This is a genomic window from Paenibacillus sp. FSL H8-0168 (genome assembly GCF_038592955.1).
GTDB lineage: Bacteria > Bacillota > Bacilli > Paenibacillales > Paenibacillaceae > Paenibacillus > Paenibacillus polymyxa_B.
In genome coordinates, this window is sequence record NZ_CP151948.1 from 433,877 (window position 1) to 447,201 (window position 13,325).

Genomic DNA, 13,325 nt, shown 5'->3' on the forward strand with positions numbered 1-13,325 from the left:
CAGTGGGAGCAGGGGGCTTATTTTTATTTCTTCAGTTCTGCCAGGACGTCCCCGATGCGGAATTCAAATGCCAATTTCAACTGATCGCTCATCAGGTGCCAGGCGTTTTCAGCTACAGCGAGATCGCCGCTATGGGTAAAGGCATGTGCGGCACCCATGTATTTTTTATACTTCACAGGGACATCTGCTTTAATCAGCCGTTTGGCATACAACTCGGCTTCGTCAGCCAAGGAGTCCAACTCCGCGGTTATGATCAGAGCAGGAGGGAGATTATGTAGTGATTCTGCAAAAATGGGGGAAACTAACGGATTTCGCGCCTCATCTGGTGAGTTCAGATAACTTTCATTAAAGATTTTTGCTACTCGTGGTGGAATCCCCTTCTCGAATTGGGGCTTCAATTTGGGATTTGTAGCAATATCCAGTGGTGGGTAATCCAGTACCTGATATACAATCGGAAATTCCTTGCGCTCTCGGGCCATAAGACACAGCGCTGCCGCTAGATTGCCACCCGCACTGTGTCCCCCAACCGCAATGCGTTGAGGATCTACGTTAAGCACATCAGGATGCTCGTACAACCATTGGGTCACATCATAGCTTTCCTGTAGCGGGATAGGGAATTTATGTTCCGGGGCCAAGCGATAATCGACATTAACGACGACGCAATTCGCACGTTCAGCAATGACCGGACACCAGGGATCATCCATTTCGGCGCTACCCATTACAAAGCCGCTGCCATGGAAATTTACAAATACAGGGAGTGGATCAGCAGACCGGTGAGAAGGTTCATATACAATCACCCTGGAGTCACCAACAGAGGTGGGAATGATCCTTTCTTTCCGATGTACTTTGGGAGAATGCGAAGGTTTGAAATCGGACGCAGCTACCATTCTGCCAGCCGATATGCGGGCAAGTTTGACGAACAGTTTTTGTCTCAGTCTTCGCACCATTTTTCTCTCTCCTCTCTGGAGTCGGTTAGACGCGAACCTTTAACATCTTCAAACGCAGAACGTACACGTGACAAATAGGTTTGGAACTGACAGATTTCCGACTCACTAAAGTCTGACATCAAACGTGACGCCAGCCCTACGAAAAAGGGATCCATCTGTTGAATTTTACTTCTTCCTTTATCGTTCAGGGACACAAACACTCCCCGCTTGTCATTGGGATCGTCATATTTATTAATGAATCCCTCTTGTTCGAGAGAAATAACCATAGAACTGATTGCTGCCCGGCTTACACCCATCTTATCAGCCAAAGCAGAAGGAGATGACATTTCATCTCTTTGCGCTGAAAGTACACAAAGCGCGATATATTGCCCGTAGGAGAGACCAAATTCACGTGAACGTTTTTCCATATTCTTACGTATTTCATACGTTATGGAAAATAAATCTACCAAAACACCAATCGGTTTATTGCCACCTGGAAAGAGATTATAGGCCAGTTGACGAATTTCGGAGTCCAAAAAAAAGAACATGCGATCCACCTCGATGTAGTTAATTAGTTAACTGTAATTTAATTAACCACTGGTTGCAATGATTTATACAAACTTTGTTCCGCATTTTTTTAAAATATATCTGTAAAACGTCATATCCAGGGACCGATACACTGATCGAGGCCCTGATTCACAAAGGCTTGTATGGAGGGCTGACGCAGGGTACGTCCTTCTTGCCACCGCCACTCACTATATTGAACCTTGGCGGTATACATGGGTTGCACCCAAAACGCATCTTGATGCCGATCCGGTTTATTGCTAAAGGGTCGTTCCGATATGGTATGTGGCAGCAGGCGCTCGGTAAGCTGACGCCAATCTCCCCGAGTCAGCTTACCCGTACCCACATGCCCGATATAGCGCAGCATTCCTTGTTTATCATATTGGCCCAGCAACACAGCGTTGATAATGCCTCCGTTCAGGGTATAGCCACCGATAACGGCAATGATATCGCCATAATTTTTGACCTTGAGCCATCGTCCGTCCTTTCCGCCCAATGTGTACGGACTATCCAGCTTTTTACACACAATGCCTTCCATTCCTTGGCTGCACATGACCTGAAATAGAGCTTGTCCATCAGGATGAGCGGGAGCCAGTTGAATCCGTTCATTCGGTATGATGATCTGATGCAGCAGTTCAAGCCTTTCCTGTAATGGTTTAAGATGAACCCACTCCCCGTTCAGATAAACAATATCAAACAACATGTAAGTAGCGGGTACAGCTTTATAGGCTGACTGAATTCGATCCGTCCGACGAATCAGATCCCGTCGCATAATTTCATGGAACGATGGCTTACCGTCGGCACCGAGTGCGATCATTTCCCCGTCCAATATGACCGAATCAGCCTTACAGTAGGAGGGGAAGAGAGCAAGCTCCGGGTATAAAAGCGTTCGTTCGTGCTGTTTGCGGTTGAACAGACGCGTGCTGCCCTGGTCGTGATACGTCAAAATTCTCGTACCGTCCCATTTTATTTCGTAACGCCAAAGGCCTGTTGCATCTACAGGTACTTTTTCGCTCAGTTCCGGTTCAAACGGGATGACAGGTTTTAATTCCGTACGCAACGCAGCACCTCCCTTGCCTTCATTGGAATAAATATAGTGTCGACGATAGATCATATTTTATGTATGTGATGTTTCGCTGATTCCTAAATAGGGGAATGATAAGGATATCTTTCGTCGGCATGAAGTGATTGCAGTAAATTCGTAGCATGGAGTTGTAACGGGATGTTCTTCAGTCAGAAAGGAGATTGGTTTCATGAGACAAATTCGCGAGGAGGACCATGCAGTAGTCATGGTGGATGATGGACAGGTAGTTGCAGAAGTAGGCTATAAATCCATAGATGACCACTCATTGGTCATTGACCATACATTTGTATCCGAGCAGTTACGGGGTCAAAAAATCGGCAAGGAGCTTATCGACCGAGTGGTTGATATGGCAAGGAATGAGCATAAAAAGGTTATTCCTGCTTGCTCGTACGCGCTTGCTCTGTTCAAGCGCCATCAGGAATACAGTGACGTATGGCAGCAATGAATATGGATCATCAAGGCTGCTTAATTGCATAACCGATACAACACCGGAGCGGGTAATCAGACCTTCCCGGTGTTTTTTGTGTGCATAGAGCTTGTAAAATCAATGCATTCTACCGTTGATATAGGGAAGTAAAGGGCTATTCTCAAATGTTGAAGCATATTTTCTGACAGATGGCTATGAAATTGTTCATACTGTTGTCACTTCACAGGCTGTCCATGAGTTCTATATAATATATTATGGTTATGACTACAACAGTAACGAAAACCTGAATTTAACGAAGGAGACGCTCATGATGAATAAAGCGAGTGAGGACAAGCAGTACGTTCCAACGAGCAATCGTAATTTTACAGCCTTGATTATCACCGTTTCCATTATAGCCAACGTGATTATTTTGCTGCTGTTCTTTTCGCCGATCGGATACCAGGGTAGTGTGAGTTTTGATCTCACTATTTTCCCAAGGCTGAATGCGATTTTTAACAGCTTCACATTTATTTTTCTGGTGGCTGCACTGGTTGCTATTTTCAAAAAGAACATTAAGCTTCATAAGACCTTTGTTTTACTGGCCTTCGCCAGCACCGTTTTATTTTTATTTTCCTATCTGACCTTTCACTACATTTCGCCGGAAACTGCAAAATATGGTGGGGTGGGTATCCTTCGGCCGATTTACTTTACGCTGTTGATTTCGCATAGCATACTGGCTGCGATTATTGTACCGCTGGCCCTGTTCACGGTTGTATGGGGATGGACGATGCAGGTAGCAAAACATCGTAAGATTGCACGCTGGACGATGCCGATTTGGCTATATGTGAGCTTGACCGGGGTACTGGTGTACGTTTTCATGGCCCCATACTATTAATAGATTAAACCCTTTGCGGGTTGATTTAGGGAAATGGCGTCTCTGCTGAAGAGACGTCTTTTTTGTATCCAATAAAAGAAAAATTATTCCTTCTAAATTTATTTTATTGAAAAAACGTTCCTTCTTTAGCGGCATTTCTGCTATAATTTGCCTTAATCAACTAAGAACAAGGGGGTCACCATGTGACAAAGAAAGCGAAAGGCAGGTTACGGTTGCTTGTATCTATGCTAGCGCTGGTTGTACTGCTGAGCAGCTGCGGTGGTGGAGGATCAAAGTCGGAAAAGGTTGACGGAGGGAAAGTAACACTGCAATTTTGGACCATTGCACTACAACCTACATTTACCCCGTATTTCAATCGGGTGATTGCCGATTATGAGCAGAAGAACCCCAATGTCAAAATTGACTGGAAGGATTACCCTTATGACGCAGTAACCAATAAGCTGTTGACAAGTATCGCTAGCAACAGCAGTCCAGATGTAGTCAATCTCAATACAGAATTTGCTAGCCAAATGGGCTCCAAGGGTGCTGTTGTTGATATGAATGAGCATTTGTCGCCCGAGGAAAAGGCTGCTTATTTCGAGGGTATTTATAATTCTACCGTTATTAACGGTAAAGCTTATGCGCTACCCTGGTATACCGGTACAGAAGTGCTTTACATGAATACAAAGCTGGTCAAAGCTGCCGGATTGGACCCTGCCCATCCGCCCAAAACCCGGGAGGAATTGTCTGAATGGGGCCGTCAGATTAATAGAAAAATTGGCAAGGCAGGCTATGCTCAGCAGCTTGTATCCAAGCTTTTCGCTGTGGACGGCATTCCTATCCTAAATAAAGAAAAGACAGCAGCGGCGTTCAACACACCAGAAGCAGTCACTATGATTGATAATCTAAAAAAACAGATGGAAGATGGCATTGTACTCAAGGAAGACGCTGAATTCTCACAACAAGTGAAATATTATGCCGGCGAGCAGGTTGCTTTCGAGCTGGCAGGCCCGACGTTCATCAATTTTATCAAAACGGCAGCGCCGGATGTTTATAAGAACACAATTGCTGTCCCTGTCCCAACCGGCAAAGCCGATGTGCGGCTCTCCAACTCCATGGACCTGGTCGTACCTGCTAAGTCTGCACATGTGGACGAAGCAGTGAAATTTGCTGTTTTCTTGACAAACGCAGAGAGTCAAACAGCTTTTTCTAAAGCGGCGAATACACTACCTTCCACGAAAGACTCCATTAAAGATCCATATTTTACTCAGTCTGACAAATCATTAGAAGCACAAGCCAAGGTAGTATCCGCGCAAAGCTTGGATAAGGCGACAGATTATATGGTCGGTGTGCCTAATGCCAAAGATGTGAACAGTGCCATTGCGCGAGCTTTACAAAATATGGTATTGAACGGCACGGATACGAAGCAGACGCTTACTGCTCTGGAGCAGGAAGTGAACGATATTTTAAAGCAATAGGTTTGACAGGGGAGTAAGTGAATACTCCCCTGTTCATTTATCAAAATCAGGTGGTGATGCAGCATGATCAAATGGTTGAGGTCGGAGTCCTTTACGGCCTGGGCCTTTATGACGCCGGGACTGTTATTGCTTGCCGTCTTTGTATTTTGGCCTATTATTTACAGCATTCCGCTGGCATTGACGGACTACTCTGTCATATCAGACACCCATTTTGTCGGCTTGGATAATTTTGAAGCGGCGTTTAAGGACCGTAACTTTCTTATTTCGATTTGGAACTCATTGTTGTACGTGCTCATTGTCCCCTTTCTTCAAATTTTCTCCATCCTGATGGCTGTGCTTGTGAATAGCCGTATCCCGGGAATTAAAATATTTCGTACGACCTACTACATCCCTGTTGTGACTTCGATGGTAGCGGTAGCCTTAATTTGGAGCTGGCTGTTGGGCAAAAACAGCATAGTGAACTACTTGCTCATGCAGGTCGGCTTGATTAGCAAAGACATACACTGGTTATCGGACAGCAACTTGGCTTTGTATGTACTAATGTTCATCACAATGTGGAAGGGACTCGGGTATTATATGATGCTCTATCTGGCTGGATTACAAAATATTCCCCAAGATCTGTACGAAGCCGCTAGAGTCGACGGAGCAAGCCGATGGCGTCTGATTGTCCATATTACTCTTCCGCTGCTGAGACCCTACGTTCTGTTCTGTACCCTTATATCGCTCATGTCAGCTATTCGCGTATTTGATGAAGTGTATGTACTAACCAAGGGTGGGCCGGGAACGGCCACGTTGACATCCAGCTTGTATATTTTTCAAAAGGGCATGGAGCAGTTTAATTTTGGATATGCTTCCGCGCTTGGCTTAATTGTCGGTGCAATGATTGCCGTACTTAGTATTATCGTATTCCGATTCAATAGGAAAGGCGGTGTCAATCCCTATTGATGAATCTAAAGGATGACAAAATGCTACGCTCATCTCTTCCTAAAAAGGAAAGCAGCCGCATCATGCGCAGTCTTGCTCGAATACTGAGAATGACGGTCATCTACGTGCTTCTAGTGCTACTCGCCCTCTTTTTAATGGGACCGTTCCTATGGCTGCTCAGCGTATCCCTCATGCCAGGCCGCAACATTTTTTCAACGCCACCCGCTATTTTTCCGACCTTTATTGATTTCGACAACTACGTTCAGGTGTGGCAGTTCATGAATTTTCCAAAGTATATGCTGAATACGGTCATCATTACGGTGTTGGGCGTTGTGCTCAATGTGGTGCTCGCCAGTCTGACAGGATATCCCTTGGCTGTATTTCGTTTTAAGGGTAAAAATCTGGTGTTTACGCTGCTGATTGCCACGATGATTATTCCTTCCTACACCGCATTTATTGTGCATTATCTGACCATTCAAGGGCTTCATCTAGGCAATACCTATTTAGGTGTGGTGTTGCCTGGGGCAGTCTCCGTTTTCAACATTTTTCTAATGCGACAGACGTTTATTCATATTCCTACCGATGTGCGTGATTCCGGTAAAATGGACGGCGCCTCGGAGTTCCGAATTTGGTGGCAGCTGGTGCTTCCGCTGGTCAAGCCAGCGCTGGCTGTAATCTCTCTATTGGAGGCGATGTCGTTCTGGAACAGCTTTCTGTGGCCTATCGTTATTTTGAACGATACGGAGCTATATCCGCTGGCAGCTGCGCTCACGTATCTCAACGGTCAATTTGCCTATAACTTCGGCTGGATTGCTGCAGGCACAATGATTTCGGTACTGCCGATCATTATATTGTTCCTGTTTACGCAGCGCTACTATATGGAAGGTCTGGCGGGAGCGGTAAAAGGATAAGCCAGTAGTCACGGCTACGAAGAGCCTGTGAAGGGAAGGAGACGATTGCGATGAAATTGTCCAAAGGAATGGGGCCTCATTCAGGTGAAGGGCTATCACGGCAGGAGATACAATATTATTTTCGTGATGTGTATGACAGCGGGGAAAGGCTGGTTATCTCCGAACCGCGACTGATCTGTGAACTGTCCTCTCGCTTTGCAATGAATCAGGAGTATGAAGGTGTGCTGGACCCTGAGGGACCGATCAAGCTCATTGTACCTCCAGGACCGGGTGTACCGACTGAAACACGGGGAAGCGTACAGTTGGTGCTCGAATATGACGGAACGCTTGCTGCAGACGGATATCGGTTGGACATTCAGAAGGACGGGCGGATTGAAATCCACGCTTCCAATAAAAGAGGGCTCAAATACGGCATGGATGCCCTGCATCTCCTGCTTCAGGTGGAACAGGAGCGATGTACTCTGCCGGTGATGTCTATTCGGGATGAGCCTTCCTTTCCGGTCCGAGGAATTATTGAAGGCTTTTATGGGAAACCGTGGAGTTTCGCGGATCGGCTGGATGCCGTCCGTTTTATGGCTGCGCATCGGATGAACACGTTCATGTATGCCCCCAAGGATGATCCATATCATCGTGAGCTATGGAGAGAGCCGTACCCTGAGGATACGTTTGCCCAGATCCGCGAATTGAAGGAAGCCTGCGAACAGCATGAGATTGATTTTCATTATTGTATCAGCCCAGGGAACGACCTGAGCTTTGGCAGCGATGAAGATTTCCTCAAATTGGCGGAAAAGCTGGCGGCCGTGATTGCGATTGGCGTACGTCATTTTTCTGTATTAATGGATGACATTGACTATGTACTCAAAGGGGAAAATCGACATTTGCTGGGCCGCTCGGGTCACGCTCATGTCTTTTTGACGAACAAGGTGCATGCATGGCTGGCTGAACGACTGCCTGAATTTACGCTGACGGTCTGTCCTTCGGAATATTGGTCGTATTGGGATACCGAATACAAAAAGGATTTCCGTGAGCGGCTGCATCCGGAGATTAAGGTGTTCTGGACGGGGTACTTTGTTTTTGCCCCACAGATTAGCCGCGAGCACGCCGCTGATAATCATGCATACTTTGGGCATGAGCTGTGGCTGTGGGATAACATCCCGGTGAATGATTGTGACCATGATCGGTTATTCCTTGATCCGCTACGCGGACGGTATTCCGGGCTACCGGACTGCGGACATACCGGTATGGTGGCCAACCCGATGAATCAGTGGGAATGCTCCAAAGTGACGCTCATTACGATGTCCCACTACATGTGGAACAGTGAACGGTATATGCCTGAGCTATCCTGGGAATGGGCTGCGCGGGAGTTAGCGGGAGAGCGTGCGGATGAACTGATGTTTTTCTGTCGTCAAAACAGGAACAGCCGACTGGGCGGCAGCGCGTATGAGGACGTGGACCTAGCTTTGAAAATGCGCGATATCCCTGCGCTGGATATGTACTTTGAGCGGCTGCTTCAGGCGGTGAGCGTCCTGCGGAACGTGCCTGCCGATGATCTAGCCGCAGGGTTCGTGTCCCAGGCTGCACCGTGGCTGGAACGTGCCGAGCTGGATGCGGGCCTGTGGCAGGTGTTGCGTCAAGCCGCGCTCAGCAGCGAGCGACAGGACGATGCACAGTCGGGGGAGAGCAGCACGCCGAGCGAAGCAGTTGACGGGCAAGAGCCGTCGCCTCTGACGGACGAAATCGCAGGAAAACTGCGACGCGGTATCACTGCTTGCTTAGAAGCGGAGGCTCGGCTGGGTAGCAATCCGGCTATCCGTGCTGCCGCGCAGTGGGGTTATGTCGATCAGGATGAACAAGGCAAATATCGGCTGATCTTGTAAGTGTCTGCGATGGATTAAGAAACCAAGGCAGCATAGCTGCCCTGAAAATAATCATTTGCCGTTAGGATAACGGTAATTTTCAGGAGAGGTGGAATGTACGGTGAAGTCAAACACCCGATTACTTTTTATACCGCTGGATGAGCGGCCCTGTAATTATCAATTTCCTTATTTACTGGCACAAGGCACAGACTTGGAAATGGAGCGGCCCCCATTGGAATGGATGGGGCAAAAGAAAACCCCTGGCGATACGACCAGACTATGGGCATGGCTCGAAGAACGCGCAGCGACTGCTGATGGAGCCATTGTTGCGATGGATACGTTGCTGTACGGAGGAATCGTACCTTCTCGACTACACGGTATGTCGAGCGAGCAGGTCAGAGATAGAGTGAATCGGCTTCGCAGGCTAAAGCAATTATATCCGCAACTGACCCTGTATGCATTTCAACTGATTATGCGTTGTCCGCAATACTCTTTGGCTGATGAAGAACCGGATTACTATGCCGATTGGGGCCGTGAGATATTCCGAAAGGGCTTCATTGAGCATCGTCAGGAGCTGGGGATCGCTACCGCAGAAGAGTTGCTCGAATTAGCTGATATCAGCGAGCGTTTGCCAATGGAAATACTGGATGATTATCTGGGACGTCGCCATGTGAATTTGGAGGCCAATGAGGTTGCACTGGATCTCGTAGCAGAAGGTATCATTGATTTTATGATCATTCCACAGGATGATTCGGCTCCCTACGGCTATACCGCCAAGGATCAGCAGCGGCTAAGAAGTCGTATTTCTGAGCTTGGGCTGGATTTGAATGTATACATGTACCCGGGGGCAGATGAAGTGGGTTGTACGTTGCTGGCTCGTTGGGTTAACAAGATGAATAATGTAGTCCCACTGGTGTATCCTCGATTGTCTGCTTTGCAGGGGGCATTCGTAGTTCCGCTTTTTGAAGATCGATATTTTTACGAAACCTTAAAATATCAGATTATGGCGGCAGGTGGGCTAATAGCTTCCTCAGCAATGGAGGCTGATTTGATTTTGTTGGCTAACACACCCGGTGACACGATGGCAGAAGCTTCATCCCAGCAGCGTGCAATGACCGGATATGATGTACATCGGAATGTAGTAGAGCTGGTTGAGTACGGTTCTTATATGCTGCAATATGCAGGTCAAAATGTTGCAGTTGCTGATGTGGGCTACGCCAACGGCGCAGATCTCAAGCTAATTAGACTATTGAAGCAAAAAGGACTGCTTTTTAAGCTGGCGGGTTATGCAGGCTGGAATACCAGTTCTAACACGCTGGGCACCGTCATTGCCCAGTCCATGCTGTATACCCACTATGGCTCTACGGAGGAACATTTGGATTTTCTGTCGCTGCGCTACGCCGAGGATGCCTGTTATTGCGCTGTGGTACGTACGGCTATGAGTAACGGGATTGTGGAGCAGATGGGTTTTACCAAGTTTATGCTCGATGGACCGAGAGGCTCGGTAGCTGCGGTTATTCGCGGACGGCTGGAGCAGGCGCTCAATGAATATGTGAACGGGCCGGAAGGCCGCGTGGAAATTACAGATTGCTACATGCCGTGGAACCGCACCTTTGAAGTCGGATTAACCGTACGGCATCATGCCGAGAAGAGAGGGTGATTCCTATGGGAATGGAAGGTGTGTTATCCAAAGTTCAGCACGGACTGATCGTATCCTGTCAGGCGCTGCCAGGCGAACCGTTGCATGGAGCAGATTCTATGGTCAAAATGGCGCTTGCCGCACAGCAGGGTGGAGCTGTAGCGATTCGCGCCAATGGCGCATCGGATGTACGTGCGATTAAACAGGCGATTTCTCTACCAGTCATTGGCTTGATTAAGCGGGATTATGATGATTCTGATATTTACATTACGCCTACCCTTCGTGAAATGGAGGAACTGGTGGAGGCAGGCGCGGATATCATTGCGCTGGATGCCACATTACGACCGCGCCCAGCGGGATGCAAGCTGAAGAGGCTCATAGATTATGCCCATGAGCAGGGAGTTACTTCCATGGCAGACATTTCGACACTGGAGGAGGCGCTTCATGCGGCCTCTCTTGGCGCAGACTGCGTATCCACCACGTTATCTGGGTATACACCGTACTCTACTCGGATTGAGGGTCCTGATCTGGAGCTGGTTCGGAGAGCGTCAGAACTGGTTCCCGTTCCTTTAATTGCAGAGGGCAAAATCTATGATCCGGCGCAGGTTGAGGAAGCATTCCGAATGGGAGCACATGCAGTGGTCGTAGGCTCGGCGATTACCAGACCCCAATTGATTACGCAGCGGTTTGCCGATGCCGCAAGGAAGGCAGTGAAATGCATCTATGGAGATGAACGACCGAATTAACACGTATTATCCTTCATTAACGAAATCGGAGCAGAAAGTCGCCTTGTGCGTACTGGAGCATCCCGCAGACATCATATATTTCTCCGTGACAGAGCTGGCGGATTTTGCAGGTACAGGTGAAACGACCGTCATGCGCTTTTGCCGGAAGATTGGTTTCAAAGGCTATCAGGATTTCCGACTGTCCCTGGCGCAAAACCAGACTTATCGTAAAACTGATATGGGCGAGGAGAACATCGACCCAGATGACGAACAAGATATTACGCGTACGGTGTATCACAACATGCTCGACATTTTGCACTCCAGTATGGGGCTACTGGACCATTCAGAGCTTGGTCGTGCAATTGCGTGTCTCGATCAAGCGGGCTATGTTCAATTTTTCGGTGTAGGCGCTTCGGGAATTTCTGCGCAGGATGCTAAAAACCGTTTCTTACGGATCGGGCGTCGCGCCGAGGCTGTGGCAGACGGACATATTCAGTCGATGATGGCGGTGTCCATGAACCCGGGTGATGTGGCTATCGGCATTAGTGTATCAGGAAGTACGCTGGATACGAACGATATGCTGCATAAAGCCAAGCAAAACGGTGCAACTGTTATCGCAATTACGAATTATGCCAAATCACCCATTACCTCCATTGCGGATATCGTGTTGCTGACCGCAGGCAAGGAAGCTCCAATAGAAGGTGGTTCAATCGGCGCTAAAATCTCACAACTATTCGTGATTGACCTCATCTGCGAAGGGCTTGCTCGCAAGCATACGAATCACACCAAACAGATGAAGGAAAAAACAGCGAGGGCCGTTATTGAACGAAGCTATTGAGATTTTTCAGTTGTGAATTGAAAACTTGCGCTCCGACAGTTCAATGACTTGTGTTTGTGGTGCTTATGAATGGCTATTTCATGTATTGCTATTAATAGAAGGTTTGTACAAAGAGCTAGTAAGCTTTTATGTAGGGCAACAAGGAGGGTGGTGTGGTGGCAGCTGCTGTGAACAGAGTCATTGGAATCGACATTGGGGGCACATCGGTGAAGGCCGCCATAGTGGCACAGGACGGATCGGTGCTTGATGAAATCCGGCTGGATACGGACGCTTCCCGTGGACGTGAATGGGTGTTGTCGCAGGTGTCAGAATCTGTGCTCGGACTGTTGCGTTCTTTTGGAGATACCAGCATCGATGCCCATATAGATGTGGGCGCTCTAGGCATTGCTACTGCTGGCCGAGTAAATGTGGAGAGCGGCGAAGTTGTGTATGCCACAGATAACCTACCTGGCTGGCAAGGTACATCCTTAGTAACGTGGGCTAAAGAAAAACTGGCTTTACGAGCGGTTGCTGATAATGATGCGAACGCCGCTTTACTTGGAGAAGCGTGGCAGGGAGCGGGGAAAGGCAAGCGACGCTTGGTGATGCTCACGTTGGGAACAGGTGTCGGAGGTGCATATATGGAAAATGGCCTCTTGTGCAGAGGGGCTCATTGGAGCGGCGGTGATTGGGGTCACAGTATTCTATACCCCGGAGGACACCCCTGTAATTGCGGAAAAAAAGGGTGCGCCGAGCAATATGTATCGGGGAGCGCCCTGTTACGTCGAGGTAGGGAACACGTCGGTAAATTGTACCGCTCGGGAAACGAGATTGTGAAAGAGGCCGTTCACGGTAACCAGGAGGCAATCCAGGTGCTGGATGAATACACCGCAGATTTAGCTGTACTTCTAGCTAACATCTCGGTGACTCTTGATCCTGAGGGGATCATTGTAGGCGGAGGAGTAGCGGACACGGGAGAGGTCTGGTGGCCCATGCTGGAAAAGCATCTGCACCAATTTGGAGTTCAAACGGAAGTAAGTCGGGCATTGTTGGGCAATCGCGCTGGAATCATCGGCGCTGCACGGCTTGCCTTCGAAATGACCGAGTCCTAGTACAAGAAT

The 13,325-nt window shown here is 48.2% G+C and carries 13 protein-coding genes; 10 read left to right on the top strand and 3 right to left on the bottom strand.

Annotation, left to right across the window (positions count from 1 at the left end):
* Window positions 1-23 precede the first annotated feature (23 nt).
* The 3 genes from MHI21_RS01925 to MHI21_RS01935 all read right to left on the bottom strand — a co-directional run bounded on the left by MHI21_RS01925 (window position 24) and on the right by MHI21_RS01935 (window position 2,550).
* Window positions 24-947, bottom strand: a complete 924-nt coding sequence (locus MHI21_RS01925) for an alpha/beta hydrolase (protein WP_342419327.1) — start codon at window positions 945-947, stop codon at window positions 24-26.
* Complete coding sequence (locus MHI21_RS01930) at window positions 932-1,474, bottom strand: MarR family transcriptional regulator (RefSeq protein ID WP_069290889.1); 543 nt, start codon at window positions 1,472-1,474, stop codon at window positions 932-934. Before MHI21_RS01930 ends, MHI21_RS01925 begins: the two co-directional genes overlap by 16 nt.
* 110 nt (window positions 1,475-1,584) lie before the next feature.
* Entirely contained in the window at window positions 1,585-2,550 is a 966-nt protein-coding gene (locus tag MHI21_RS01935; RefSeq protein WP_165179634.1) for an RNA ligase family protein, read from the bottom strand.
* 193 nt (window positions 2,551-2,743) lie between these two features.
* On the opposite strand from MHI21_RS01935, the gene MHI21_RS01940 reads away from it, so the two are divergent.
* The 10 genes from MHI21_RS01940 (at window position 2,744) to MHI21_RS01985 (ending at window position 13,316) form a co-directional block, all read left to right on the top strand.
* On the top strand, window positions 2,744-3,019 hold the full coding sequence (locus MHI21_RS01940) for a GNAT family N-acetyltransferase (RefSeq protein ID WP_134903211.1): 276 nt from the start codon (window positions 2,744-2,746) through the stop codon (window positions 3,017-3,019).
* Between the two features lie 292 nt (window positions 3,020-3,311).
* Window positions 3,312-3,875, top strand: a complete 564-nt coding sequence (locus MHI21_RS01945; RefSeq protein ID WP_023986646.1) for a DUF420 domain-containing protein — start codon at window positions 3,312-3,314, stop codon at window positions 3,873-3,875.
* A gap of 182 nt (window positions 3,876-4,057) precedes the next feature.
* On the top strand, window positions 4,058-5,332 hold the full coding sequence (locus tag MHI21_RS01950; protein WP_061830677.1) for a sugar ABC transporter substrate-binding protein: 1,275 nt from the start codon (window positions 4,058-4,060) through the stop codon (window positions 5,330-5,332).
* Between the two features lie 63 nt (window positions 5,333-5,395).
* Window positions 5,396-6,277 carry a sugar ABC transporter permease gene (locus MHI21_RS01955; protein WP_061830675.1) on the top strand — a complete coding sequence of 294 codons (882 nt, stop codon included), beginning with the start codon at window positions 5,396-5,398 and terminating at the stop codon, window positions 6,275-6,277.
* Window positions 6,277-7,167: a carbohydrate ABC transporter permease gene (locus MHI21_RS01960; protein ID WP_069290894.1), complete on the top strand. Its 891-nt coding sequence runs from the start codon at window positions 6,277-6,279 to the stop codon at window positions 7,165-7,167. Before MHI21_RS01955 ends, MHI21_RS01960 begins: the two co-directional genes overlap by 1 nt.
* A 50-nt stretch (window positions 7,168-7,217) precedes the next feature.
* A complete protein-coding gene (locus tag MHI21_RS01965; protein ID WP_342419328.1) occupies window positions 7,218-9,044 on the top strand; it encodes a beta-N-acetylglucosaminidase domain-containing protein in 1,827 nt (608 codons plus the stop codon).
* 100 nt (window positions 9,045-9,144) lie between these two features.
* Window positions 9,145-10,683, top strand: coding sequence for a DUF4127 family protein (locus MHI21_RS01970; protein WP_342419329.1), 1,539 nt, complete (start codon window positions 9,145-9,147; stop codon window positions 10,681-10,683).
* Window positions 10,684-10,688: 5 nt separating this feature from the next.
* Window positions 10,689-11,408 carry an N-acetylmannosamine-6-phosphate 2-epimerase gene (locus MHI21_RS01975; protein WP_061832130.1) on the top strand — a complete coding sequence of 240 codons (720 nt, stop codon included), beginning with the start codon at window positions 10,689-10,691 and terminating at the stop codon, window positions 11,406-11,408.
* Window positions 11,386-12,225, top strand: a complete 840-nt coding sequence (locus MHI21_RS01980; RefSeq protein WP_061832131.1) for a MurR/RpiR family transcriptional regulator — start codon at window positions 11,386-11,388, stop codon at window positions 12,223-12,225. The genes MHI21_RS01975 and MHI21_RS01980 overlap by 23 nt, the downstream gene beginning before the upstream one ends.
* A gap of 155 nt (window positions 12,226-12,380) precedes the next feature.
* Window positions 12,381-13,316, top strand: coding sequence for an ROK family protein (locus tag MHI21_RS01985; RefSeq protein ID WP_342419330.1), 936 nt, complete (start codon window positions 12,381-12,383; stop codon window positions 13,314-13,316).
* Window positions 13,317-13,325 lie beyond the last annotated feature (9 nt).

What these genes read in the sequence shown, in the direction of transcription:
- MHI21_RS01980 (WP_061832131.1), top strand. Translation starts at nt 11,386, where the DNA reads ATGGAGATGAACGACCGAATTAACACGTATTATCCTTCATTAACGAAA.
- MHI21_RS01945 (WP_023986646.1), top strand. Translation starts at nt 3,312, where the DNA reads ATGAATAAAGCGAGTGAGGACAAGCAGTACGTTCCAACGAGCAATCGT.
- MHI21_RS01960 (WP_069290894.1), top strand. Translation starts at nt 6,277, where the DNA reads ATGAATCTAAAGGATGACAAAATGCTACGCTCATCTCTTCCTAAAAAG.
- MHI21_RS01940 (WP_134903211.1), top strand. Translation starts at nt 2,744, where the DNA reads ATGAGACAAATTCGCGAGGAGGACCATGCAGTAGTCATGGTGGATGAT.
- MHI21_RS01925 (WP_342419327.1), bottom strand. Translation starts at nt 947, where the DNA reads ATGGTGCGAAGACTGAGACAAAAACTGTTCGTCAAACTTGCCCGCATA.
- MHI21_RS01965 (WP_342419328.1), top strand. Translation starts at nt 7,218, where the DNA reads ATGAAATTGTCCAAAGGAATGGGGCCTCATTCAGGTGAAGGGCTATCA.
- MHI21_RS01975 (WP_061832130.1), top strand. Translation starts at nt 10,689, where the DNA reads ATGGGAATGGAAGGTGTGTTATCCAAAGTTCAGCACGGACTGATCGTA.
- MHI21_RS01930 (WP_069290889.1), bottom strand. Translation starts at nt 1,474, where the DNA reads ATGTTCTTTTTTTTGGACTCCGAAATTCGTCAACTGGCCTATAATCTC.
- MHI21_RS01955 (WP_061830675.1), top strand. Translation starts at nt 5,396, where the DNA reads ATGATCAAATGGTTGAGGTCGGAGTCCTTTACGGCCTGGGCCTTTATG.